At 51.3% G+C, this 25,897-nt stretch carries 17 protein-coding genes; 14 read left to right on the top strand and 3 right to left on the bottom strand.

From position 1 onward, the window contains the following. Positions 1-27 precede the first annotated feature (27 nt). From BP71_RS06020 to BP71_RS06035, 4 genes are all read left to right on the top strand, one after another. Entirely contained in the window at positions 28-1,884 is a 1,857-nt protein-coding gene (locus tag BP71_RS06020) for a MutS-related protein (RefSeq protein WP_496377627.1), read from the top strand. Positions 1,885-1,950: 66 nt separating this feature from the next. After that, a complete protein-coding gene (locus BP71_RS06025) occupies positions 1,951-2,406 on the top strand; it encodes a hypothetical protein (protein ID WP_496377629.1) in 456 nt (151 codons plus the stop codon). A gap of 131 nt (positions 2,407-2,537) precedes the next feature. After that, positions 2,538-4,676: a xanthine dehydrogenase family protein molybdopterin-binding subunit gene (locus BP71_RS06030; RefSeq protein ID WP_496377631.1), complete on the top strand. Its 2,139-nt coding sequence runs from the start codon at positions 2,538-2,540 to the stop codon at positions 4,674-4,676. Positions 4,677-4,688: 12 nt separating this feature from the next. Continuing rightward, positions 4,689-5,798, top strand: coding sequence for a sensor histidine kinase (locus BP71_RS06035; RefSeq protein ID WP_496377633.1), 1,110 nt, complete (start codon positions 4,689-4,691; stop codon positions 5,796-5,798). Here BP71_RS06035 and BP71_RS06040 read toward each other — a convergent pair. Next, positions 5,792-6,874: a metallophosphoesterase gene (locus BP71_RS06040; protein WP_496377635.1), complete on the bottom strand. Its 1,083-nt coding sequence runs from the start codon at positions 6,872-6,874 to the stop codon at positions 5,792-5,794. The genes BP71_RS06035 and BP71_RS06040 overlap by 7 nt on opposite strands. Positions 6,875-7,196: 322 nt before the next feature. On the opposite strand from BP71_RS06040, the gene BP71_RS06045 reads away from it, so the two are divergent. The 3 genes from BP71_RS06045 (at position 7,197) to BP71_RS06055 (ending at position 12,714) form a co-directional block, all read left to right on the top strand. Next, positions 7,197-10,355, top strand: a complete 3,159-nt coding sequence (locus BP71_RS06045) for a TonB-dependent receptor (protein WP_496377637.1) — start codon at positions 7,197-7,199, stop codon at positions 10,353-10,355. Positions 10,356-10,436: 81 nt separating this feature from the next. Beyond that, the gene (locus BP71_RS06050; protein ID WP_496377639.1) at positions 10,437-11,786 is read left to right on the top strand and encodes an alkaline phosphatase family protein; all 1,350 of its coding nucleotides are present in this window, start codon (positions 10,437-10,439) and stop codon (positions 11,784-11,786) included. Between the two features lie 124 nt (positions 11,787-11,910). Further along, entirely contained in the window at positions 11,911-12,714 is an 804-nt protein-coding gene (locus tag BP71_RS06055; RefSeq protein WP_496377641.1) for a TspO-related membrane protein, read from the top strand. Positions 12,715-12,782: 68 nt separating this feature from the next. Here BP71_RS06055 and BP71_RS06060 read toward each other — a convergent pair whose 3' ends face one another. Continuing rightward, the gene (locus BP71_RS06060; protein WP_496377643.1) at positions 12,783-14,195 is read right to left on the bottom strand and encodes a hypothetical protein; all 1,413 of its coding nucleotides are present in this window, start codon (positions 14,193-14,195) and stop codon (positions 12,783-12,785) included. Between the two features lie 409 nt (positions 14,196-14,604). On the opposite strand from BP71_RS06060, the gene BP71_RS06065 reads away from it, so the two are divergent. The 7 genes from BP71_RS06065 to BP71_RS06095 all read left to right on the top strand — a co-directional run bounded on the left by BP71_RS06065 (position 14,605) and on the right by BP71_RS06095 (position 24,962). Then, the gene (locus tag BP71_RS06065) at positions 14,605-15,027 is read left to right on the top strand and encodes a hypothetical protein (RefSeq protein ID WP_496377645.1); all 423 of its coding nucleotides are present in this window, start codon (positions 14,605-14,607) and stop codon (positions 15,025-15,027) included. Between the two features lie 153 nt (positions 15,028-15,180). Further along, positions 15,181-16,266 (top strand): efflux RND transporter periplasmic adaptor subunit, encoded by a 1,086-nt coding sequence (locus BP71_RS06070; RefSeq protein ID WP_496377647.1) that lies wholly within the window; start codon positions 15,181-15,183, stop codon positions 16,264-16,266. A 21-nt stretch (positions 16,267-16,287) separates the two neighbouring features. Next, positions 16,288-19,494 carry an efflux RND transporter permease subunit gene (locus BP71_RS06075; RefSeq protein ID WP_496377649.1) on the top strand — a complete coding sequence of 1,069 codons (3,207 nt, stop codon included), beginning with the start codon at positions 16,288-16,290 and terminating at the stop codon, positions 19,492-19,494. Further along, entirely contained in the window at positions 19,484-20,917 is a 1,434-nt protein-coding gene (locus BP71_RS06080; RefSeq protein WP_496377651.1) for a TolC family protein, read from the top strand. Before BP71_RS06075 ends, BP71_RS06080 begins: the two co-directional genes overlap by 11 nt. A gap of 148 nt (positions 20,918-21,065) precedes the next feature. After that, positions 21,066-22,529: a glycoside hydrolase family 28 protein gene (locus BP71_RS06085; protein WP_496377653.1), complete on the top strand. Its 1,464-nt coding sequence runs from the start codon at positions 21,066-21,068 to the stop codon at positions 22,527-22,529. Beyond that, positions 22,526-23,365, top strand: coding sequence for a ThuA domain-containing protein (locus BP71_RS06090; protein ID WP_496377655.1), 840 nt, complete (start codon positions 22,526-22,528; stop codon positions 23,363-23,365). The genes BP71_RS06085 and BP71_RS06090 overlap by 4 nt, the downstream gene beginning before the upstream one ends. A gap of 97 nt (positions 23,366-23,462) precedes the next feature. Continuing rightward, positions 23,463-24,962 carry a choice-of-anchor I family protein gene (locus BP71_RS06095; RefSeq protein ID WP_496377657.1) on the top strand — a complete coding sequence of 500 codons (1,500 nt, stop codon included), beginning with the start codon at positions 23,463-23,465 and terminating at the stop codon, positions 24,960-24,962. A 64-nt stretch (positions 24,963-25,026) separates the two neighbouring features. On the opposite strand, the gene BP71_RS06100 is transcribed toward BP71_RS06095, so the two are convergent. Further along, complete coding sequence (locus tag BP71_RS06100) at positions 25,027-25,896, bottom strand: lysylphosphatidylglycerol synthase transmembrane domain-containing protein (protein ID WP_496377659.1); 870 nt, start codon at positions 25,894-25,896, stop codon at positions 25,027-25,029. Position 25,897 lies beyond the last annotated feature (1 nt).

Raw genomic sequence — 25,897 nt, forward strand, 5'->3', positions numbered from 1 at the left:
TGCGGAACCAGAATCTATTCCAACCTCATGACAAACATTTACCAGGACAAGGTCGACGAATATAAAGCCGCGATTGCACGGCTGACTCCTGACCTGAACGCTCTTTCCTACATCCGCCTGGCGGTATTTCTCTTTACCATCATATTGATCCTCGTTTTTGCAGCCAAAGGCCTCATGGGTCCTGTGCTGACGGTGGCGGCCCTGGGAGCCGGCGGATTTGTACTAACCCTCCGGCGGTACAATCACCTCGCGGCCCGCAGGCAATCCGATACGTTCCTCCAACAGATCAATGAATCAGAGCTGCTGCGTCAGGCGGGCAATCTCGCCACCTTTCCGACAGGCGTTGCTTTCATCGATCGCACCCATGGGTACTCGGCCGACCTCGATATTTTTGGCCAACACTCACTCTTCCAGCTTCTTAACCGAACCACTACCGAATCCGGGGCGAAGGAACTCGCTCGGTGGATGACGACGCCGGCCGATGTGGAAACCATCTTGAAGAGGCAGGAGGCTGTGAGGGAACTGTCGGCAAAATTGGAATGGAGACAGGAATTCCAGGCCGCAGGAATGCCGTTTGAGAGTAATGCCAGTGACTATCAAAAGCTACTGGCCTGGGTCGACGATCCGGAAAAACTCCTGCCCTCCCGCACAAAATACCTCGCCATCAGCCTCTTGCTGGCATGTCTTACGATCACAGCCTTCGCCTTTGCGATTTATAAGCTGATATTTTTTACCGCCGAAACATCATGGCTGCATTGGCTGCCTTTCGCGGCGATGATATTCATTAATTCTTTTTTCCTGAAATCGGTCCGGGACCTGCCAGAAAGCATTATCCTCAACACCCAGCAAAACATCAAGATCCTGGGCGGCTACCAATCGCTGATTGAAGTGATATTCCAAAGTCAGTTTCACGCGTCAGGACTGAAAGCGCTCCGTTCCCTTCTGACCGTCGGCGGGCATCCGGCAGCCGCGGAAATCGGAAGCCTGAAAAAAACACTGGAAATCTTTCAGCAAAAGGGCAATCACCGGACTATCGGCAACAATCAGTTTTACGGCATTATCAACAAACTCCTGCTGCTCGACATCCATCTGATCCTGCGGTCGGAACAATGGAAACTTCGCAACCGCGGCCAGATCCGTGGCTGGATCTCTGCGGTCAGCGAATGGGAGGCCCTGTGCAGCATGGCAGGGTTTGCCCACGCAAACCCCGGTTTTTCCCTTCCTGAAATCACTAACGACCCTTACCTGATCGACTTTAAAGCGGCAGGACACCCTTTGCTCAGATCCCGGGGCAGGGTTTGCAACGATTTCCGGTTACAGGGCCGCGGAGCCATTACGATGATCACTGGCTCCAATATGGCGGGCAAAAGTACATTTCTGCGTACCGTCGGTATTAACCTGGTCCTGGGCCTGATGGGCGCCCCTTGCTGTGCAACCGAAGCAAGACTCTCGCACCTGCGCGTATTCACGAGCATGCGTACTCAGGACAACCTCGAAGAATCTGTATCGTCGTTCTACGCCGAACTGCAACGGATCCAACTGCTTTTGAAACTGGTCGACAGCGGTGAGCCGATCTTTTTCCTGCTCGACGAGATGTTCAAAGGGACCAATTCGCAGGACCGCTTCCGGGGTGGTGTATCGCTGATCCGGCAATTGAGTGAACTCAATGCGTTCGGTATGATCTCGACCCATGACCTCGACCTCGCTAACCTGACCCAGGACCTGATGATCGATAATTTCAGCTTTAACAGTAAGATCCGGGATGGAAATATTTCCTTCGATTACCATCTCACCGCTGGCATCTGTACGGATTTCAATGCCAGCGAGCTCATGAGGCAGAGCGGCATTAAAATCCTGGCCGATGTCGCCACCCTGAAAAATTGATTGGAGGATATTTCAAATCAATTTTTTATGTTTAAATTGGTTACATCATATCATCGCAATTTGGACATGAAACTAGGACTGACATGGGCAATGCTGAGCCTCGTGCTGGTTTCCCACGCGCAGGGCGTTGCGGTCAATTCGGACGGGACACATTCTCATATTATCAATAACGGTAGTACGTCGATCATCGTTAACCCGAATGGGACGCATTCCACTGCTTTCAATAACGGCAACACGTCCATCATCGTGAATCCAAACGGAACGCATTCCACTGCTTTCCGCAACGGCAATACTTCGGTCGTTTTCAATCCGAATGGAACAACTTCCACCGTATTTCACAACGATCCCGTCCGGGATGAGGAAGACACCGAGCTCCTGCGCAGGCCGTCCTACGGATATGTACGCCCGTGGGGAAGAGGCCCCGTCGTCCCGGAATCTGCTTTTGTAGATCTGTCCCAATGGAAATCCGGACCCGTTATTTGGGTCAATGTAAAAAAATTCAAGCGGAAACGGGATCGATGAACACCGCTCTATCTGCATTTCGTACGCCGGGGATGTAAGCTTATCAAAATAATTTCCCCTTTCGCCATCCGGGTTGTTCTTTTACCCAGCACTTTCCGGCTTAACCATTTCGGAGAGGACGCAAAACTCCCATGAAAGGAATCCGATTGACGCGTCGCAACTTTATTCGAACGACCGCGCTGGCATCAGGCAGCCTGCTGTTTTCATTCTTCGTACCCAACCGCGCACAAAGGCATGGGGAGGCTGATGAAAGTCTGGCACCCAATGCATTGTTACGCATCGACGGTGATGGTTCCATTCATATCATTATCAATAAGGTCGAAATGGGACAGGGCATCTGGACTACTTTGCCGATGCTCATTGCCGAAGAACTGGACTGCGATTGGGAAAAGATAAAGGTCCGGCACCGCATCATTGGTCCGGCACAAACGGAAGAGAGCATTTATGTACTTTCAACGGGAGGCTCCGACAGCATCCGCTCGGAGTTCGACCGGTTCCGGACCACCGGCGCCATTGCACGCACGATGCTCGTACAGGCCGCCGCCGACCGGCTCGAAATCTCCGTGGATCAATGCGAAACGAAGAATGGCTACGTCCTGGCTGGCACTCACCGGCTCAGTTACGGATCATTGACTCAGGCTGCCTCCCGCCTTCCGGTCCCGAAAGTCAGCCTCCGCCCCCGTCACGAATGGAAACTGATCGGACGCTCGCCCCAACGACTGGATATTCCTGACAAAATCAATGGAAAAGCACAATATGGGATCGATATCCGGTTTCCCGGATTGCTGACCGCCGTGCTGGAACGATGCCCCGTGTTTGGCGGAACCGTCCGCTCATTTGACGCCTCCAAAACCCTGAGCGTACCGGGTGTACGCGATGTGGTCAGGATTCCGGCGGGAGTGGCCGTCCTTGCCGACAATTACTGGTCGGCTATGCAGGGGCGCAATGCATTGCAAGTTGTGTGGGATACAGCCGGAAAACAGAATCCCGAAATCGCAACGCTAACAGCAAATTACAGGCAATTAATCCTACAACCCGAAATAACAGGCCAGTCACACGGCGATGTCGTTACAGCCCTGGCGAATGCCGATGCGGTGGTCGAATGCGAGTACTTCTTCCCCTACCTCGCACACGCACCCCTGGAAACACTTAACTGCACGGTAAAACTTACCGCTGACCAGTGTGAATTATGGACAGGAACCCAGTCTCCTTCCCTCCACCAGCAGGAAGTGGCTGATTTTCTCAGATTCCGTCCCGAACAGGTTATACTCCACACACCGTTTCTGGGCGGCAGCTTTGGCCGGCGCGGCTCACTCGGTTCCGATTGGGTGATGGAAGCCGTTCACATTGCCAGGGCCACCGGAAAGGCGATCAAGTTCATATGGTCGCGGGAAGATGATATCCGGGGCGGGTTCTACCGGCCTGTTTACCTCCATTCAGTCAAGGCATGTATGAATGCGGAAGGACTTCCGGTTGCCTGGGAACATCATGTGGTGGGTCAGTCCCTGTTCGTAAATACGCCCCTGGAAAAGGACATTGCTCCCAACGGGCTTGATTATAGCTCTCTGGATGGCGTCAACGGCTCGCCTTACCTTTCCGGCATCGCCGATCACGCGGTTTACCTGCACACTACTTCCAACAATGTGCCGGTGCTCCCGCTTCGGTCGGTGGGTAACACCCACACGGCATTCGTAATGGAAACGTTCATCGACGAGTTGGCCAGCCGTGCGGGGAAGGACCCTGTTGACTATCGCAAGGCACTCCTCACCAATCATCCCCGACATCTGGCCGCATTGACCCTTGCCGCGGACAAGGCCGGATGGGGCGAGCAGTTACCTGCCGGGAGGTTTCGCGGGGTAGCCGTGCATGGAGCGATGGGAAGCGTAGTCGCGCAGGTCGCCGAAATTTCAATGCAAAACAATGCGCCACGCGTTCATCGTGTCGTCTGCGTGATCGCCTGCGGCCTGGCCGTCAACCCCGATGGCATCATTGCCCAAATGGAAAGCGGCATTGTATACGGACTCACCGCCGCCCTCTACGGAGAAATTACATTCGAAAACGGCAGCGTGAAGCAAAGTAATTTTCATGACTATCGCATGCTGCGAATGGATGAAGCGCCGGATATCGAGGTGCATATCATCGAGGATGATGGAAAAATAGGCGGTGTTGGTGAGCCGGGCGTGGCGCCCATAGCACCTGCTGTCGCGAATGCGTGGTTCGCCGCTACCGGAAAGCGGATCAGAAAATTGCCTTTACTCGCAAATCTTTGAATAAATTAGGGGATGCAGAAAGTAGTTTCCAAACTCTACCATATTCCGTTCTGGCTGGCGTACCACTATTTGTGGTGGGTAGTAGCCATGGGGAATCCGTTTAAAGCTGCGCACAGTATCGTATTTTCGCCTTATGCCATCAAATTTTTGTTTTACGTGGTTTTACAGGCGGCCGCGGTCTATTTCAACCTATATTTCCTGATCCCCCGCTATCTTGAAAAAGGAAAACTGAGAAGCTATCTCGGTTACCTGGCCGTCACATTGCTGGCTACCGCTTTGCTGATCGTATCCGGCTATTATGTGAGTGCTGTGGTCGCTCACCAGACGGTCGAATCGCTATTTGGTTTAGGAAAAAATTGCTTTTTCTACTTTTTCGGGGAGGCGATGCCCTCCACATTGGCGAGCATGACCCTGGCCATGAGCATCAAACTTACACGGAACTGGATCAGAACTGAAAAAAGGAAAAAGCTACTCGAAAAAGAGAAACTGGAAACAGAACTACGCTTTCTCAAACACCAGTTTAATCCTCATTTTCTGTTCAACAGCATCAATTCCATATTTTTCCTCATCCACAAAAACCCTGATATCGCCTCCACGTCGCTCGCCCGGTTCTCCGATCTGCTGCGCCACCATCTGTACGGCTGCAATGACGATCTGATTCCGCTCGACCGGGAAATCGACTACCTTCTCAACTTTATCGCCCTTGAGAAGTTACGGCAAAACCGGAACGTAAGCGTGCAGGCCGACCTGGATCAAACCGTACCCGCTGGCCTCGGTATCGCGCCGTTTATTCTCATGACTTTTATCGAGAATGCCTTCAAGCATGTGTCCAAAGACAGCGACCGCAACAATGTAATCGCAATCCGCCTGCGCACCGGCAATGAACAGCTTGAATTTTACGTGTCCAACAGCGTATCGCCGATCCGGTCAGCCGAAGCGATGCATTACGGTGGCATCGGCCTGAAAAACGTGCGTCGGCGCCTCGATCTGCTCTATCCCGACAGGTACCGGCTGGAAATCATCGATAGTACCGCCGTCTTCGAAATTCACCTCCGCCTCGACCTGGAATCGGGCGTAGCCTCCAAAGCGCCCGACCAGACCGCCTATGCCTGGTCTCAGTAAGTGACAGTGTGAGTGAATACTTGCCGCATTGCTTTGTTGCTCACGGCATGATAGGTAATCAGCAGACTCTTGTTTTGCAGCAAATCGATGGTGACAAATCCCTGCCTGGCATCTGCAAAAAGGGAATGCTTTCCTTTCCTGGCATAGGAATGTTTCGCTCCGGAGCCGCTGACTACCTGCGTAATGCCGTCGCGGATCAGTTGCAGGCCATGCTCATGTCCTGCGGCATAAACGACACCCGGCTGGTTGGCAAACACACCACCGACCTGACTGATCAACTCGCGATACCAGGCGTGGCCCATATCCTCCGGGTTCCTGAACGTGGACCTGAGCAAGGGGTACAACGAACCGATCACCGGCAGAGGAACGTACAACCATTTCTTGACGGCCGTTAAAGGAAAAATGTGGTCTTTAAGGCTATACTTTCCGCCGTGCGTGCCATAGCTACGGAAGGGATGATGCGAAGCTACGATCATAAACTTGCCTGCGTTCCTGGTTTTGATCTCCTGCATCCGGGCCAATACATCCGCTTTGGAATTGCATTCGCAGGTGTCGCCGGCCACTTTTTTTTCCTGTGGGAAAAGCCACCATTCACTGTCGTACGCAATCACGAGCAGACTATCCCCCATTGGAATCTCCACCGGTCCCGGGCAACCGTCAGCGGGAATCATCGCCAGCCCGGGGTCATGCTGCTCTTTCAGGAAATGGCCCTGGCGACGGATTTTGGCAAGCCCCTGTTTCCCTGACTTATCCCAGTCGTGATTGCCCGGCACAAAATAAGTGGTTGCACCCGCTGCCCGCATGGGCGCGTATTGCGAGCGTATGACCGACTGTGTGCGGCCTTCTTCCTCGCTTCCCGGCAAACCCATTCCGTGGGGATAAATATTGTCCCCCAGAAACATGACCACCGTTTTTCCCGGAATCACGTGAGTAGCCGCGTCTGCCAGCGCCTGGTGTTGTTTAGGATTGATTTCACCGGCATCGCCGATCAGGATGAGCCTGCGCACGACATCCGCCTGCGCAAAGCCAGAGGTCTGCCCCAGCATCAGGACAACTACCCAGCATATAATTCGCATCAACTGGTTACTTTATTTAAATTTCTATTTATTTCAATTCCTTTCATTTTCTTTCATTAAGTTAATCCAAGCGTAATGTGTCGTTAATGAAACGATAACATTGCACACCTACATTTGTGCCCGGATTCAGCAGTTCCCTTCCCCTTTCTCTATACGTATAAGATCAGGCGACAGCAGGCTTGATTTCTGTTTAATCTGTCACGGTTCGTACCATCCGGCATGGGGCGAGACGGCACACTATCACTCATCCAGCCGGCACACAGCCGGAGCGGCACCTGCAATGCATTTGAAAGAAAGTACCAATAACCAAACGAACAGCAAAATGATGAAATTAATTACTGCATTTCTCGGAATATGCGCATTACTCTTGCTCGCCGGGCCTGCCGCCCTTGCCCAGGGGAATGAGGCATCCATTACCGGAAAAGTTTCCGAAAACGCGACGGGCCCGGTGGTGGGCGCAACCGTTTTTGTCAAGAATGAATCGACCGGATTCAGTACCGGTACCGTAACCGACGTGAATGGCGATTACATTATCAAGCAGCTCCCCCTCGGATCCCCTTACTCCATTACCGTCTCTTCTGTGGGCTTTGGCGAACAGAAAAAAACCGGCTACGCGCTCAATCAGGGCGATCAGCTTCGCTTGAATTTCAGCCTCGAAAACGCGGCCAATGAACTCCAGGCAGTAGAAATTGTGGCCAATTCACTGAAAAACACGGTGGTAACGCTGGGCGCATCCACACCGGTAACAGCCAAAGACATTGCCAGGTTACCTGTGAACGGCCGTAACTTCGCTACGCTCGTCGACCTTTCGCCGCTGAGCAACGGAAACAGCCTGGGAGGACAGCTGGCGTCCTCTACCAACTACACCATCGACGGGATGACTTCGCGTGGTACCATTGCCGGTGGCGGTACGTCGGGCGCCTACTCCATTTCCATGGAAGCGATCCGCGAGTTCAAGGTGGTAACCAATGAGTACGACGTGACCATGGGCCGTGCCGGTGGTGGTACCATCAGCACCGTTACCAAATCGGGGACGAACAAACTTTCGGGTAGTGCATTCACTTACATGCGTAATGACGCACTTTCTAGCAAGTATGACCTTCGCGGAAACAAAAGAACACAGGAGTTCTCGACTTACCAGTACGGTTTCTCGCTCGGCGGGCCCATCATCAGGGACAAGGCACACTTTTTCGTGGCTTGGGACCATCAGGCCGATTCACGTCCGCTTTACATTGCGAATATCCTCAGCCCTGCCGACGAGGCTGCCAACAAGGTTACCAACGCTACCCTCGAACGCTTCGCAGGCATTGCACGCGATAAATATGGTGTTTCCAGGGAAGCTCAATTCGGGGCATTTGATAAAGCCAAGGGAACCGACGCGCTTTTTGCCCGAATCGATTGGCAGCTGAACTCCAAAAACCTCCTGACGATCCGAAACAACATGGTGATCGAGAAGGATAACCTTTCGGAAGGCGATAACTCGGGTATCAACTTTTACGAATCGTATATCGATCGTAAAAAATTCGACAACAGCCTCATGGCGTCGCTCCGCACCACGCTGAATCCCCGCGTGACCAATGAATTGAAAGTGCAGCATTTCTACGAAGATGTACAGGTGCTTCCCAGCTCCCAGCTTCCTGCGGCAGGCATCCCGCGCGCAATCGTCGAAAACGTGGAATCTGTTGCCGGAACAGCTACTTACCTGAACTCGATCCAGATCGGCGGGCAGCGTTTTTCCCCGGAGTGGTTCAAAGGAACTGTGGTACAGGCGGTTGACAATCTGTATTACAACACGGGAAAGATCAATTTCACATTCGGCATCGACCTGATGTACAACCTGATGCACTCGCGTTACGGCAGCGAAATGAACGGCCGGTTCTATTTCACGGGAATCGATAATTTCAATAACCTGAAACCTTACCGCTATGCCCGCGAAATTTACCTGAATGAAGATCAGAGCAACAAGGTGAAGTCCCTGAGCACCGGTTTGTATGCACAAATGGATACCAAACTCGGCGTTGGGCTGGACATGACCGCGGGTTTGCGACTGGACAATACCGTGTACCTCAACCGGGCGAATTTCAGCCAGGTGGTGTTCGATGAACTGGGCATTGAAACCAATAATCGCATTAACACACTTCAATTGCAGCCACGTGTGCAGTTTACATGGGATGTAAACGAGCAGAGCAAAGACGTGATCCGTTTCGGTGCGGGTATCTTCGGATCGGCATTGAACCCGTATTCCATGGTGAACAATATGTTGTTCGACGGCTCCAAAGTAGCCTCGGTAGAAATCCAGGGCGACCTCGTCCCTTCCCCGAATTTCCCCCTGTACCGTCAGGACCCGAGCAAGGCTCCCGGTGCTGAGCTTTTCAATATCCCGGGAATCGAACGCCTGATCACGATCAACACCAACAGCCCGGATGCGAAGGTTCCTGTTTTGTATAAAACCAATTTCTCTTATAATCACTTTTTCAGCGACCGGCTACGTATCGGCGTCAGCGGTTATGCATCGTGGGCCCGTAACAACTACATGTATATCGACCGTAACATGGTCGACGAGCCATTCTTCCGGATCGGTGCTGAGGCCAATCGCGGCGTATATGTTCCTTCCGAAAGCATCAATGCGAGCAACGGCGCCACCAACTGGCTCAACAGCCGCAGAACCAAGCAGGTCGGCCGGGTCCTCGAACTCGTCAGCGACGGTAAGAAAAACCAGTATGCATTCGTGATCGACGGGACTTTCAAGTATTTCCGCGACGGGCAGATCACCGCTTCCTATACCTGGAACGATGCAAAGGACAACACTTCCTACAATGGTAATGTAGCCAACACCGCTACGCTCGACCAGATGGTGATCGACGACCCGCGTGACCTGAGCCGCATGAGCTATGCCAATAACCAGTTCCGCAACAAGGTCGTTGTGTACGGTACGGCTCCGAGCTTCTGGGGTGTAACATTCGGTGTACGCTATTCGGGTATCGGCGGTACACGTTACTCACTCGCGGTGACCGGCAATATGAACGGAGATTTCGTATCGTCGAATGACCTCCCCTATGTGTACGATGCGAACAGCCCGGCTACGCCCGAGTATATCCGTACGGGCATCAAGGCGATTCTGGACAACCCCGAAGCGGAAGAAAGCATCAAAACCTACATCCGTGAGAACACCGGTAAAATCGCCGAGCGCAATGGTGGTGTGAATGGTTTCTACGGCGTTTTCGACGTTCGCCTCGGGAAGAAGTTCAAGATCTACAAATCGCATGGTATCGAGGCTTCCGTAGATATTTTTAACCTGACAAACCTGCTCAACAAAGACTGGGGCGTAGGTTACAACCTGAATAAACAAAACCTTTACACGATCAAGAGTTTTGACAAAGCCAAACAGGAATTCGTGTACAACGTCAATAAAGGAGCAGGCGTATCCGGCCTGAACGGCAGCCCTTACCAGATCCAGGTGGGCTTGCGTTACTCTTTCTGATCCATTCCGATTCCAATCACCCGGTCTCCCGAGCAATGCTTTTACATTGTAAGGGAGGCCTTCGTTTCAAAGCAATTATTGATGAAAAAATTAATCCTGCTCTTAACCCTTTCCACTTTTTCCCTGAAAAGCCTCAGGGCCCAGGATTCCCACGTGATACTGATCAGCATTGATGGCCTGCGGCCTGAATTTTACAAAGATCCTTCGTGGTCGATGGTGAATCTGCGCCAGGGAATGGAAACGGGCGCCTATGCCGATGGCGTTACCGGTGTGTTCCCGACAGTCACCTACCCTTCGCATACGACCATGATCACCGGCGTAAAGCCGATCAAACATGGCGTTTATTACAACACGCCTCCCGAACCGCTGGAAGCAACGGGCAAATGGATCTGGGATTACAAGACCATCAAAGTGCCCACGATTTTCAGTGCGGCAAAGGACAAAGGGCTAACCACCGCCTCCGTTTTCTGGCCGGTATCACTCGGCGGGCCTGCCAATTATAATATTCCTGAATACTGGTATTTGCCGGAAACAAAGGGTGGCAAGCGCAATATGACCAAAGCGCTCAGCGAAAACTCGCATCCGAAAGGATTTTACGAGGAAATCCAGCAGAATGCCACCGGCAAACTGGAAGAGATCGATTTCGATGGCGAGTACCTGAGCATCGACGATAACCTTTCACGCACAAGCGCCTACATTATACGCAGGTACAAGCCTTCGTTCCTGGCTGTTCACCTCGTGGCCGTAGATCATTTCGAGCATGAACAGGGCCGCGACGGCGACAAGGTCCGGGCCGCATTAACCAGCGTGGACCGCGGTATCAAAGCCATCCTCGAAGCCATCGAGAAAGCGGGTATCCAGGACAAAACGACGGTGATCGTCACCGGTGACCACGGGTTTGTGGATATCCATTCGTCGCTTTCACCCAATGTGCTCCTTACGCAGGCTGGGCTGTACGATCCTGAAAATCCATCTTCATGGAAAGCTTATTTCCATGCGTCGGGCGGCTCCTCATTCCTGCATTTGAAAGATAAAGACGATACCCAAACGCTTGAAAAAGTAAAAGCGGCGCTCGCGAAACTGCCCGTAGCACAGAAAGCGATGTTCGAGGTCAAAAACCGTGCTGCGTTGGACGCTGTGGGCTCCGACCCGAATGCGGCGCTGGCTCTGGCCCCGAAACAAGGGTTTACGATCGGTAATGCGGCCACCGGCGAGTTCGTGCGCGCGGCAAGCGGTGGAACGCACGGCTTTTTCCCGGATTTCAAGGAGATCCAGACGGGTTTTGTCGCATTTGGCCGTGGCATCAAAAAAGGTGCTGTAATTCCGGAAATGAGTTTACAGGACATCGCCCCGCTGATCGCGAAGCTGCTCCACATCGATCTTCCATCGGCTGACGGCACGGTCTATCCGGGAATGCTTGCCAAAGACTAGTTATACGGGTGCTAGAATAGAATGGAAAGGGCGTTGCCGGTCAGGTGGCGTCCTTTTTTGATAATCCGCGGCATAATTTTTGATATTCCCACAGGCATATCAAACCTGAAACTCCGTCGTAGTGATGAAAAAAACAATACAAGTCGCAAATATCATTGCCCTGATCGTTACAGTGGTCATCAATTACCTTTCGAACACCGGCATTTTCAATAACAACACGATGGCCAGTGTATCGGCTCGCTATCAAAGCTTCTTCACTCCTTCGGGCTATGCATTCTCCATTTGGGGACTGATTTACCTGGGACTCGCCGCATTCGTCATTTACCAGGCGCAGGGACTTTCAGGCAGGAAACCAATACCAGACATCGTAGGAGAAATAGGCTGGCTGTTTGTCATTTCCTGTGCCGCGAACTCGCTTTGGGTGATCGCCTGGCTCTATGATTACACGGGCACATCTGTACTGATCATGACCGTGCTCCTGCTCTCGCTCTGGCGCATTATTGTACGCACACGCATGGAACTCGACCTGATCCCCATCAAAAAGATCGCCGTCACCTGGTGGCCGTTCGCCATCTACTTCGGCTGGATCTCTGTGGCGCTCATCGCCAACATCTCTGCATACCTCACCAAAAACAGCTGGAATACTTTTGGGCTCACGCCCGTAGGCTGGGCGGTGCTGATGATACTCGTGGCAGGGGCGGCATACGTAGCCCTTACCTGGCTGCGCAACCTCCGCGAGTCGGCAATCGTCGGTGTGTGGGCATTGGTGGCGGTGGCCGTCGCCAACTGGGGCACCATGCCGGTCGTCGTTGTCTCGGCGCTCACGGTTTCGGCCATTGTCCTGATCAGCATTGGCTTACATGCTTATCGTAACCGGGGCAGGCACTATCTCGAAGAAGCCGAACAACATTCATCTTTCGCAAAATAGTGCGATGGTCTTAGTTCGTGACAAAGTATTCGCGGACAGTGCAAAGCAGGAGCTTTGCACCAGCAGCGCTAGCGATTTGCAAACGACCGGCACCAATCGATGATTTTCGGATACAACGCGGATACACTGGTGTCCGCGTTTTCCTTTTTCATCTTCATCAATGCCGCATTGAATTCGCGAAACTTAGAAAATCCTCTGTGATCAATCATCATTTTCTCTCTTCTCGCTATGAGAAAATCCGCGGTTGCAGGATCAAAAACGTCATGAACATACAGCGAAAAAAGTGCGTGTGTCATGTATTCATTGAACAGCGATTCCGGAAGTTGATAAAAACCTGACTGGTTTTTCGCAGTCCAGAAATCCCTTTTCGAAAATATGCTGTCAATAGCCATTCCGTAATCACTGGTTGTAGGATTCACATAATTATGATCCATTTCAGTAAAAACGATTCCCGCAATCAGTCCCCGCCGTTGCTGTTCGGTAAGTCCCGCGTCCTGATCGTATACATCAGGGCCGCTTACAAACATGACCATCTCGCTAAAATGAAAAGTGTTATGAAATCCGTAAAACTGCTGCGCACTATGGCTGGCAACAATAATGGGTGAAAACACGATTTTCGAGGTGTCAAATTTTCGCTTTGGAAACTGCTTTTCAAGCCATTGCTTCATGCCGGCCTGGTTGGTCCAGTCCCGTTGTTTGTCAGTCTGTTGCTGGTAAAAAGATGCGTGCTTTTGATAAAAACCCCTGAAATTCGATTGTTTGGCAAAGTCCCGGATCAGGTCAAGATTGTTCCTGAATGCATTGGAATAATCTGAGCGATCTTCCCCATAGACAAAAAAATACTCGGACGGGACAAGCTCATCACCCTCAAAATTATAGCAAATGCTATTCTCCCTGAACTCGTAATAATTGTGCATGTACCGGGCTCCCGGAAAATCAAGCGCCTTGAAAACAGGGTGATCCATAAAGGGCTTGAAATACGCAATCACCTCATCGTGATAACGTCCGCTTTTGAGCATATTTCCCGCTTTCTGGCCCGCAGGCGAGAGCATCAGCAGTATATTCGCCAGCTCGAATGTTTCCGGAATCTCCACGAATGTGCGGCCACGGTGCTCCCGTACATATTCGTCCGGGAAGTAATGAAACACCCCATTGTACCTTAATCTCAGCGTGTACTTTCTGCCTGCAAGCTGTAAAGGGAATAAATGCGCTTCGTCAAAAGGGAAATTACGATTGGCAACCTGAATAGAATCCCCAGCCAGGTAAACGGTCACCGTCTTGCCCGGAAACCCGTCTGATCCACAATCGATTGTATCTGAATCGAATTTCGGAAATATCTCCGGAGCAGCCATAAAATTGAACCTGATCCCGATCGTGCGGGCAGCGGTTTTAAGCGTATCGGGATATACCGTCGTTTTGGGCTGTCCATAAACCAACCCAGGCCATACACTCAGCAAAAAACAAAACCTTCTTAAATCCATACCGGTATGTTAAAAGTGGCGAGAAGGTCTTCCTTCATGACAAACTATTCGCGGCTTAACGCAGGAGCTTTTGCGCCAACACGCGGCTTTGCACCAACCTTTTAAATGTAACCAATAATGTAATAATTAAAAGAATATTTTATCCAAAACATTCACGCTCCGCTGCCGCAGGATCAAGCGCAATAGCCATTCGACGATTTTAATCTCTTTTTAACATGCTTTTAACACAGCGTTAAGGATGAAGTGCGGTTTTTGTATGCGTATAGCAGCAGTGCTCCTATGAAAAGAACAATTTCAAAACCCACGCAATATCCGGTAACATCTAAACGCACGCTCATTATCAAATACTTGAAATAGAGACCGCATTTAAGGCCTTCAAATTATACAAAAGACTCAATAGCCCCCTGACATGATTAAAGAATTGCTGAAATATCTCCTGCCCCTGTGCATTCTCCTGGTGGACGGATACAGCAATATGTATGCGGGTTCGCAGGATGGCTCAGTCTGTTCTGCTCCGATCCGGATCCTTGCAGGATCGGAGCACCCCAGTTTTGTACAGGCGGCGGACGATCACAATCTGGTTTTCCGTTTACCCGATGCCGCCAGGAAGCTGAAAGAGTTTCTCAAAGTGCTTTCGGAAGAAAAAGAAGAGGATTCTACGGAGTCGGTTTCTCTCAAAAAACACACAAAAGCCAACGGCTTCCTGACACCAGGCTATACGCCACGTCGCGATTTTCCTTTTTTCAGTATTTCCAGAACCCGGCCCCAACAGAGGTTCGGTTCCCTTATTTCCTCTCACCTATACCTGATACTCCGCGTACTCAGGATTTGATTCCGCATTACTACAGGCGTCGTTGCGGCCTGTCATTCCGGTTGTGGCCCGGTCCCCCCGGGAAGCGCACGACTAGCTATTGCGTGCCGTCAGGCACACCCATACGAACAGAAACTATCAAAAATTCAAATTGTGCTAACTACAGAAATCATCATGAAAAGAATTCTCATGCTCATGAGCTTGGGCGCGTTGTTGTATCAGACAGGCTGTACATCAAAACACGAGGAAGAAAAAGAAGAAGAGGTTAAATACCTGGTCACAAGCCCATTAGAAAAAGACACCCTCATCACCAAGGAATATGTAAGTCAGATCCGGGCAATCAGCCATATCGAGCTCCGGGCGCTGGAACGCGGTTATTTGCAGAAAATATATGTGGACGAAGGTCAGATGGTGAAAAAGGGCCAGCTGATGTTCCAGATCATGCCGCTGGTGTACCAGGCCGAGACGCAAAAAGCCCAGGCAGAGGCGAATTTTGCTGAAATCGAATACCAGAATACCAAGTCATTGGCCGACAGCAATGTGGTTTCCAAAAACGAGCTGAAATTAGCCAAGGCAAAATACGATAAGGCGAAAGCGGAACTGGGCCTTGCCCAGACCCACCTCGGCTTCACCGAGATCCGTGCGCCGTTCAGTGGCATCATGGACCATTTCCAGGTGCGGCTCGGAAGTTTGGTGGACGAAGGCGACCTCCTCACCACCCTATCGGATAACAGCGAAATGTGGGTGTACTTCAACGTTCCGGAAGCCGAGTACCTGGATTACAAAACGAACGCAGACAATGGAAATCTGTTGAAGGTAAAACTCCAGATGGCCAATCAGAAAATCTTCGGTTACACCGGTGTTGTCAAAACGATCGAAGCGGATTTCAATAACGAAACAGGTAACATCGCGTTCCGGGCCACATTCCCGAACCCCAAAGGTTTGCTGCGCCATGGCGAAACAGGCAATGTACTGGTGAGCGTGCCCTTCGAAAAGGCATTGCTGATCCCCCAGAAAGCCACTTTCGAAGTACTCGAAAAGAAATATGTGTACGTACTGGATAAGAACGACAAGATCCAGTCACGGGAAATCACCATTGCAGCCGAGTTGCCCCACATTTTTGCTGTTTCGTCCGGTCTTAAAAAGGATGATAGAATCCTGCTGGAAGGCTTGCGGCAGGTGCACGAAAATGAAAAGATCCACGTGAAATTCGAGAAACCCGATTCCGTGATCTCCCATTTAAGCCTGTATGCCGAATAATTAGGTCAAAAAGCAAAAGATATGTTTAATCAATTCATACGCAGACCTGTATTCGCCATTGTAATATCGGTCATGATAGTCTTTATAGGAATATTGGCTATCAAGAAGTTACCTATTTCCCAGTTCCCGGATATTGCACCTACCACGGTAAACATATTTATCGCTTACCCGGGAGCAAGCGCCGACGTACTGGTCAAATCCACGCTGATCACCCTCGAACAGGCGATAAACGGTGTGCAGGACATGCGGTATATCGCAACGGATGCAACCAGTGCCGGTGAAGCCACACTCAGGATCATTTTTGAGCCCGGCACGGACCCTAACGACGCCGTTATCCGGGTAAAAACAAGGGTTGACCAGGTAATGCCGCTCCTCCCGGAACTTGTTCAGCGTGAAGGTGTTATCATCACCCCCATTCAGCCCAGTATGCTGATGTACGTCAACCTCTACTCGAAGACCAAGAGCATTGACGAAAAATTCCTCTTCAACTATGCTACCGTTAAAATGATCCCTGAAATCCAGCGTACCAAAGGGGTAGCCAGGGCACAAATACTTGGTAGCCGGCGCTATGCGATGCGGGTGTGGCTCAACCCCGACCGCATGCGTGCGTACAGCATTTCGGTAGAGGAAGTGATGAAGGCTCTCGGAGAACAAAGTATTATCGGACGTCCGGGTCGGATCGGCCAGAGCTCCGGTATTGCGGCGCAGTCATTGGAATACGTACTTACCTATAAAGGCCGGTACAGCGAACCAAAAGAATACGAAGATATTATCATCCGTGCCAACGCGGAAGGTGAAAGCATTCATTTGAAAGATATTGCCAAAGTCGAACTGGGCAGTGAGTTCTTTGATATTTATTCCAACCTCGACGGCAAGGCTTCGGCGGCGATCGTATTGCGCCAGAACTACGGTAGTAATGCGAGTGATGTAATTAAGGAGGTAAAACAGAAGCTGGACGTCATGAAGGCATCTTTCCCTCCGGGCATGGATTACAAGATCAGCTATGACGTTTCACAGTTCCTCGACGCGTCTATCGAGCAGGTGATCCACACGCTGCGCGATGCATTTATCCTCGTTGCGATCGTGGTGTTCATCTTCCTCGGCGACTGGCGTTCGACCCTCATCCCGATCCTGGCGGTTCCGGTGTCGTTGATCGGTGCATTCTTTGTGATCCAGGGCTTCGGGCTTTCGATCAACCTGATCACGCTTTTCGCACTTGTATTGGCAATCGGTATTGTAGTCGATGATGCGATCGTGGTGGTAGAAGCGGTCCACGCCAAGATGGAAGAAGAGCCGCATTTATCACCATTTAACGCTGTTAGAAAAGTTCTTGGAGAGATTTCGGGTGCGATCATCGCGATCACCGCCGTCATGGTGTCGGTGTTCCTGCCTATTTCGTTTATGTCGGGTCCGGTAGGTACCTTCTACCGTCAGTTCTCGATCACGATGGCAAGCTCGATTGTCATTTCGGCGCTTATCGCGTTGACGCTCACACCGGTGTTGTGCGCCATTATGCTTAAAAACCATCACGGGCACGAGCGCAAGAAAAATCCGCTCACACGCGTCCTTGACAGCTTCAACCGCGGGTTCGACAACATGACCGGCAAGTATGTGAGCCTGCTGAGACTGATCGTGAACCGCCGCTTTGTTACGTTCCTCATATTGGCAGCATTTTGTGCGGGTATCGCCTACGAGAATTCGATCGTACCGGCAGGTTTTATCCCTAACGAAGACCAGAGTACGATTTACGCGATCATCCAGACCCCTCCGGGCTCCACGCTGGAAAAAACCAACGAGGTATCGCGGCGCTTGCAGAAGATCTGTGAAGAAGTGAAAGGAATCGAATCCGTATCGTCTCTCGCAGGTTATGAGATCATGACGGAAGGTCGCGGTTCCAATGCAGGTACCTGTCTGATCAACCTCAAACCATGGCACGAGCGTGACCAGAATGTGAAGGAGATCATGGAAGAACTGGAACACGCATCGAAAGGGCTCGGCGCGACAGTCGAATTCTTCGAACCACCGGCGATCCCGGGCTTCGGTACTTCCGGTGGTTTCTCGATGCGTTTGCTGGATAAAAACACGGATACCGATTACCATGAGTTTGACAGGATCAATAAAGAATTCATGGAAAACCTGGGCAAGCGTAAGGAGTTGACGGGCCTGTTCACCTTCTTCGCTGCAAACTATCCGCAGTACGAACTCGAAATCGACAACAAGCTGGCGATGCAGAAAGGCGTGTCGATCGGAAAAGCGATGGATAACCTCAACATCATGATCGGTAGTACTTACGAGCAGGGTTTTATCAAGTTCAACCAGTTCTTTAAAGTATACGTCCAGTCCGATCCCCAGTACAGAAGGCTTCCGACCGATCTTTTGAAACTTTTTGTAAAAAACGACGCAGGCGAAATGGTGCCTTACTCGGCATTTATGAAGCTCAAAAAAGGCCAGGGACCTAACGAAATCACGCGTTTCAACCTGTACAATTCGGCGGCGATCCAGGGACTTCCGGCCAAAGGCTACACCACTGCCGAAGCCATATCGGCTATCCGCGAAGTGGCTGCCAAGACCCTTCCGAAAGGATACGACATCGCATTCGAAGGTCTTTCCTACGACGAATCGATCCGTGGTAACGAATCTCTGGTGGTATTCATGATCGTGTTGGCATTCGTGTACCTGGTACTTGCGGCACAGTATGAAAGCTTCATCATCCCGTTAGCGGTTGTGACCTCGCTTCCCGTGGGTGTATTCGGTTCGTTCCTCGTGCTGAACCTGATGGGCCTGGAAAACAACATCTACGCACAGATCGGTCTGATCATGCTCGTGGGGCTGTTGGGTAAAAACGCGGTATTGATCGTGGAGTTTGCCGTCCAAAAACGGCAGGAAGGCGCAACGATCCTCGAAGCGGCCATTGAAGGTGCGAGAGTGCGTTTCCGCCCGATCCTGATGACCTCCTTCGCATTCGTGGCCGGTCTGATCCCGCTGATCATCGCCACAGGCGCTGGTGCGATCGGGAACCGTACCATCGGTGCTTCCGCATTGGGTGGTATGTTGTTCGGGACCATTTTCGGGGTCATCATCATCCCCGGTTTGTATTACATATTCGGCAAGCTGGCCGACGGCAGACAGCTGATCAAAAATGAGGACGACAGCCCGCTGTCCGAAGGGTTCGTTCACGCCATCGACGCTTTCCCACATTCAGAAGATAAAGACGAACATGCGAAATAAAAGAATATTGAATTGGGTCGGGATCACCTTCATCGGCCTGACCTACACGGCCTGCAATATCCCGGCACTGGTCCAGAAATCAGAAAATAAAGTGGTACCTGTGAGCTACAACGGCTCGCAGGACTCCACCAATACCGGGAAAGTAAGTTGGAAATCCTTTTTTACCGATCCCTATCTGAATGCCCTGGTCGACACCGCCTTCAAGAACAACCAGGAACTGAATGTGACGTTGCAGGAGATCCAGATCGCACAGAACGAGATCAGTGTCCGCAAGGGGGAATACCTTCCGTTCGTAGGACTCAGAGGTGGAGCCGGTGTTGAAAAAGCAGCCCGTTACACCAATATCGGTGCCAGCGAAGCTACTACCGACATCAAGCCCGGCCGGGAAACGCCCGATCCGCTTCCTGATGTGAACATCGCCGCGGTAGCGCGCTGGGAAGTCGATATCTGGCACAAACTGCGGAATGCGAAAAAGGCAGCTGCAACCAGGTACCTGTCGTCCATTGAAGGCAAGAACTTCATGATGACCAACCTGGCCGCGGAAATAGCGAATTCGTATTACGAACTGCTTGCGCTCGATACAGAACTGGCGATTATCCGTCAAAACGTTGATATCCAAAACAATGCTTTGAAGATCGTGAAGATGGAAAAGGAAGCGACACGCGTTACCGAGCTGGCCGTTCGGAGATTTGAAGCGCAGGTGCTCAAAACACAAAACCTGCAATTCAATATCCAGCAGCAGATCATCGAAACCGAAAACCGGATCAACTTTCTCGTGGGGCGTTATCCGCAGCCGGTACAGCGCAGCAACCAGGGCTTCGAAAACCTCGTACCCAATGTGGTACAGGCCGGTATCCCTTCACAACTGCTTTCGAACCGCCCGGATATCAGGCAGGCGGAACTCGACCTCGAAGCAGCGAAAATCGATGTGACTGTCGCACGGGCCAATTTCTACCCATCGCTGGGATTGTCGGCCAGTCTGGGTTTCCAGGCCTTCAGCCCCATTTTCCTTGCAAGGGTGCCCGAGTCGATCATGGGATCGCTCATAGGCGACCTCGCCGGACCGGTGATCAACCGTTATGCGATCCGGGCAGGTTATGCCAACGCGAATGCCAAACAGATCCAGGCCATTTACAACTATCAGCGCACGGTGCTGAATGCCTACATCGAGGTCGTAAACCAGTTGTCGAACATCAGCAACCTGGGGAAAAGCTACGATATGAAAACGAAGGAAGTGGAGGCATTGAACCAATCGACGACCATTTCGAACCGGTTGTTCGCCTCAGCCCGTGCCGATTACATGGAAGTATTGCTGACCCAGCGCGACGCACTGGAATCAAAATTTGAACTGATCGAGACCAAAATGCGCCAGATGCATGCCACGGTGAATATTTACCGGGCACTGGGAGGCGGCTGGAATTGACAGATTAAATAGGATGTGGTTTTTGTAAAGATACCTCCGGCACCGGAGGTATCTTTATTTATGGCCGGAAAGGTAATTCGCTCACGAAATCAGCTTATTACGATGATTTTTGTATGTAACCATCCGTACTCACCTAATCGACTTTGTAATGAGCCTGAAAAATTACCTCATCATCGCGTTACTGACCTTTTCCTTCCCGTCCCTGCAAGCCAAAGACTACCGCACCTCGCTTTTCGGCATCCATTCCGACGGCACCACGCTCAACACCCGCTCCATTCAGTATGCCATCGATTTTATTCACCAGAACGGCGGTGGCAGGCTGGTTTTCAATGTAGGCCGCTACCTCACCGGTTCGGTTCACCTCAAATCGAATGTGACGCTGCATTTGGAAGAAGGCGCTGTCCTGCTCGGATCGCTCAATCCATGGGATTATGACAAAAAGGTTTGGACGGCCATTGTTTTCGCCCACGATCAGCAGAATATCGGCATCACCGGCCAAGGCGTGATCGACGGCCGCGGCCGCTATATTGCCCGCAACATCGTCGATATGATCCATAAAGGTCTCATCAAAGATCTGTTTCGCCAGGACCGCCCGGAAGCCGAAACCCGTCCCGTACTTGCATACATCCGCAACTGCGAGAATGTGAACATCAAAAACGTGACCATGCAGAACTCGGCAAGCTGGGTGCAGATCTACGATCAGTGTAAGAACGTGACCATCGACAGCATTACCGTCGACAGCAAAGCCTACTGGAACAACGACGGCATCGACATCGTAGATTGTGACGGGGTAACGATCACCAACTCCTTCATCGACTCCGATGATGACGGGATCTGTCTCAAGTCGCACGATGCTTCCAAAGTCTGCAAAAATGTGCTCGTCCGCAACTGCACCATCCGTTCCAGCGCCAACGGCATCAAATTCGGTACGGCGTCTTATGGCGGTTTTAGTAATGTTAAAATTTATAATGTAAAAATTTTTGACACTTACCGTTCGGCGGTGACGCTGGCCGCTGTGGATGGCGGTTTTGTGGAGAATGTGATTGTAGATAGCTTAAAAGCCTATAACACCGGCAATGCGATCTTCCTGCGTATAGGCGAGCGCGTAAAAGGGAAGAAAGGGCGAATGGAGAATGTGAGTATTTCGAATATGTACGTGGAAGTGCCTGCAACCAAACCCGACGCTGGTTACGAATACGAAGGCCCGATCGAAGACATGCCCCGCAATATTTCTCCATCCTCGATCGTCGGAATGCCGGATGCGCTGATTTCCAATGTGACATTGAAAAACATCGAAATCAAATTCCCGGGTGGTGGTAACCCGATGTATGCCAAAATCGGATTGGACGAGCTCGATAAAGTCCCCGAAAAACCGACCTTCTACCCCGAGTTTTCGATGTTCGACGAATTGCCCGCCTGGGGACTTTACATGCGGCATGCCAAAGACGTCAAAATCAGTAACCTTACGCTCACGTGCGAGAAAAAGGACTACCGCACCGCCATCGTCACGGACGATGTGCACGGCGCTACGCTGGAAGGGATTAAGGTCACCCAACCTGGTGTCAAGCAATTTATACACACCCATAAATCGACGGGTATCGTCAAAAAATGAAACCTGTTTTCCGTCGCACACTTTTCAGGATACTGGCGATCGCATTGGTATCGTTGGCGTGCTCGGGTCTCTACGCGCTGCACCTGATGCGTTGGTTACCCTGGCAACATCCGGTATTCGAAAAGGTAATTCCTGCTCATTGCACGGCAACCGGGCCGAAAGCCATATTGGTTTTTTCCAAAACCAACGGCTACCGCCACGCTTCCATTGAAACAGCGGTAAAGGCCATCCGCGACGCAGGTAAAAAGCGTGGCTGGGAGGTCGTCGCCACGGAAAACGGCGCTTATTTTAACGCAGTGTGCCTCCGCTCCTACCGCGCAGTCATATTTCTCTCCACAACCGGTGATTTCCTCACCGAAGAGCAGCAAAAGGCATTTGAAAAATACATTGAAAACGGAGGTGGATATGCGGGTATCCATTCCGCCTCCGATTGCGAGTACGACTGGGAATGGTACGGAACACTGCTCGGTACGCGCTTCCGCAATCACACATTTCTGCCCTACCCTGTTCCCCGAGCCGAAATTATGACCGAACCCGTTTCCCATCCCGCTACCGACGGCCTCCCTGTTCGCTGGAATAAAAAGGACGAGTGGTATAATTTCCGTGACAATGTGCGGGGCAAGCCGGGGTTCCGGGTTCTCCTCACCGTTGATGAAAGCACCTACCCTGCTTTCTGGCCAAGAGCAATGCGGGGCGACCATCCTATTTCGTGGACACATATAGTCGGGAAAGGAAGGATGTTTTATACCGCGATCGGACATAACGCCTCCACATACCGTGATCCTGCTTCCATGAAACACATCGTCGGTGGCATCGCATGGGCGGGCCACCTTTAGACAATCCTGATTATCTTTTTGTTAAGTTTCAAATAACGCTTCCTGCCGGCTTACGACCGTGAGTAATTTTAGTTTTCTAAACTACTCACAACAAAAAATGCAGAACAAATCTTTACTCGCGCTGTTGCTTACCGCAGCCGTCCTGAATGGTTGCATCAACGACCACATTATCCAAAATCCTGTTCAGGAAAATCCCGCGGCATTCAGAGAAGTGGCGGGCATTGACCTGGGCAACATTGGCGCAGCTGAAATATCAGCCTACGACCCTGGTTCCAAAAGGCTTTTCACCGTCAACAATGAGAAAGCAGCCATCGTGGATGTGCTTGATCTTTCTGCATTGCCGGCCATTACCAAGCTGCAACCGATCGACGTGTCGGCCCTGGGTGGCGTTGCAAACAGCGTGGCCGTCTCGGACGGAAAACTTGCCATTGCCCTGGAAGCGACCAATAAACAGGCGAACGGCAGCGTGATTGTGATGAACACCAGCACACTGGCGATGATCAAACAGGTTGCCGTCGGCGCATTGCCCGACATGGTCACATTTAGTCCGGATGGCCGGTTTATCGTCACCGCGAACGAAGGCGAACCCAATGCAGATTACACCGTTGATCCCGAAGGATCGGTTTCTATTATCGACGTCATCAATAATTACAGTGTTAAGACGCTCAATTTCGCTGCTTTCGAGGGTTCCTACGCCGCGCTGGCCGCAAAAGGTTTCCGCATGTTCGGGCCTAAAGCAACTTTTGCGCAGGATATCGAACCCGAATACGTCGCAGTCTCGGCCGACTCCAAAAAGGCATTCGTAACCCTGCAGGAAAATAACGGCATCGCAGAAATCGACCTCATCAATGGCTCGGTGCTGAATCTTCACCCGCTGGGCACGAAAGATATCAGCCAGCTGATCAACGCGATGGATGCGAGCGACGAGGACAAGAAAATTGACTTGAAAACATGGCCTGTACAGTCGTTCTACCTTCCGGATGCGATCTCGCACTTCTCCGTGAACGGCACTTCTTACCTGATCACCGCTAACGAAGGCGACGCCCGCGAATACAGTACATTCGACGAACAGAAGCGCGTCAAATCACTCAAATTGGACCCTACCGCCTTCCCGAATGCAGGTGAACTGCAAAAAGACGCCAATCTCGGCCGGCTGCGCGTCACCAGTACACGCGGTGATATCGACAACGATAACGACTACGATGTGCTTTACGGGTTCGGCGGACGCGGTTTCAGCATTTTCAATGCGACCAATATGCAACTCGTCCACGACTCGGGTAATAACCTGGAACAAGAAGTGATCAAAGCCGGAATTTACGACGATGCGAGGTCAGATGACAAAGGTGTCGAACCGGAAGGCGTTACCATCGGATGGATGAATGGAAAGCCTGTTGCATTTATCGCCATGGAGCGTGTGGATGCAATCGGTGTTTACGATCTGACCACTCCTGCTGCCCCGCAATTTCTTCAGATCATCAAAACAGGGGACGCTCCCGAGGGTATTTTATTCATTCCTTCCGATAAAAGCCCCAATGGTAAAAGCCTGCTGATCAGCAGCAATGAGGAAGATGGCACCGTAAAATTCTATCAGCCTTAATGGTTTGTACAATAAAGCAATCAAAGCCGTCCGGAATCCGGGCGGCTTTTTTCAGTGGCGGTGTTCATTTAAAAGCCGGTTCATCTACGGGTTCCCCAACACCTTTTCCCAGCACCAAAAATGCGCCGGTGATCGCCGTGAGCGTAACGATGATGTCGAATAGCACACTGGCAGTCACCGCGATATGCTCCGAAGTTCCCAGGAACTGAGCGCCTTTCATAAAGACCAGTTCTCTGATTCCAACGCCTCCGATACTCAGCGGAAACATCGCAGCAATGGACGACAGGAGGAATATCAGTATATAATCCACCAGATGGCCGCTGGCTCCAACCGCTTTAAGCAAAACCACAATACACACGATCTGAGCCACTTGCGTCAGCGTCGACAATATCAGCAACCTCCCCAATACCGGAATAATATCATGCAGAAAACGCGCCGCCGCAATGCGGAAGATCACTGCCGAAACGATTCCGATGGCCGCCACACCCCCGATAAAAAAAAAGTCGTAAAGCCGCGTAGCAACCAGCAGGCCGGCGAGCAATACCAGCACTGTAAGTCCAATGATCCGGTCCCAAAGCAGTGTTGTAGTAAGTAATATCGTTTTCTGTTCAGGAAAATACTGTCTCAAACGAACAAGTTTATACGCATCACCGCCCAGCCCTCCCGGCAGGAACATGCCGTAAAACATGCTGATCCAATGTAAATAGAGGCCCGTTATGCGGGAAAGCGGTATCCCGTTTACATTCAGCATCAGGGTCAGCCGGAATGCAGCGGTAATGCGGGAAAAAATGTACGGAATGATTGCCAGAAGCAGCAACGTTCTGTCCGCTCCCCCGACAGCCGCAGCAAAACGCCCGCGGTCAATACCCGACCCTACCCAGCAAAGCAATGCTGCTGTTACCGCAATTTTCAGAAGCCATTTCCATTGCTTCATC

Source organism: Dyadobacter ginsengisoli DSM 21015, assembly GCF_059568735.1.

What these genes read in the sequence shown, in the direction of transcription:
- BP71_RS06020 (WP_496377627.1), top strand. Translation starts at nt 28, where the DNA reads ATGACAAACATTTACCAGGACAAGGTCGACGAATATAAAGCCGCGATT.
- BP71_RS06025 (WP_496377629.1), top strand. Translation starts at nt 1,951, where the DNA reads ATGAAACTAGGACTGACATGGGCAATGCTGAGCCTCGTGCTGGTTTCC.
- BP71_RS06030 (WP_496377631.1), top strand. Translation starts at nt 2,538, where the DNA reads ATGAAAGGAATCCGATTGACGCGTCGCAACTTTATTCGAACGACCGCG.
- BP71_RS06035 (WP_496377633.1), top strand. Translation starts at nt 4,689, where the DNA reads ATGCAGAAAGTAGTTTCCAAACTCTACCATATTCCGTTCTGGCTGGCG.
- BP71_RS06040 (WP_496377635.1), bottom strand. Translation starts at nt 6,874, where the DNA reads ATGCGAATTATATGCTGGGTAGTTGTCCTGATGCTGGGGCAGACCTCT.
- BP71_RS06045 (WP_496377637.1), top strand. Translation starts at nt 7,197, where the DNA reads ATGATGAAATTAATTACTGCATTTCTCGGAATATGCGCATTACTCTTG.
- BP71_RS06050 (WP_496377639.1), top strand. Translation starts at nt 10,437, where the DNA reads ATGAAAAAATTAATCCTGCTCTTAACCCTTTCCACTTTTTCCCTGAAA.
- BP71_RS06055 (WP_496377641.1), top strand. Translation starts at nt 11,911, where the DNA reads ATGAAAAAAACAATACAAGTCGCAAATATCATTGCCCTGATCGTTACA.
- BP71_RS06060 (WP_496377643.1), bottom strand. Translation starts at nt 14,195, where the DNA reads ATGGATTTAAGAAGGTTTTGTTTTTTGCTGAGTGTATGGCCTGGGTTG.
- BP71_RS06065 (WP_496377645.1), top strand. Translation starts at nt 14,605, where the DNA reads ATGATTAAAGAATTGCTGAAATATCTCCTGCCCCTGTGCATTCTCCTG.
- BP71_RS06070 (WP_496377647.1), top strand. Translation starts at nt 15,181, where the DNA reads ATGAAAAGAATTCTCATGCTCATGAGCTTGGGCGCGTTGTTGTATCAG.
- BP71_RS06075 (WP_496377649.1), top strand. Translation starts at nt 16,288, where the DNA reads ATGTTTAATCAATTCATACGCAGACCTGTATTCGCCATTGTAATATCG.
- BP71_RS06080 (WP_496377651.1), top strand. Translation starts at nt 19,484, where the DNA reads ATGCGAAATAAAAGAATATTGAATTGGGTCGGGATCACCTTCATCGGC.
- BP71_RS06085 (WP_496377653.1), top strand. Translation starts at nt 21,066, where the DNA reads ATGAGCCTGAAAAATTACCTCATCATCGCGTTACTGACCTTTTCCTTC.
- BP71_RS06090 (WP_496377655.1), top strand. Translation starts at nt 22,526, where the DNA reads ATGAAACCTGTTTTCCGTCGCACACTTTTCAGGATACTGGCGATCGCA.
- BP71_RS06095 (WP_496377657.1), top strand. Translation starts at nt 23,463, where the DNA reads ATGCAGAACAAATCTTTACTCGCGCTGTTGCTTACCGCAGCCGTCCTG.
- BP71_RS06100 (WP_496377659.1), bottom strand. Translation starts at nt 25,896, where the DNA reads ATGAAGCAATGGAAATGGCTTCTGAAAATTGCGGTAACAGCAGCATTG.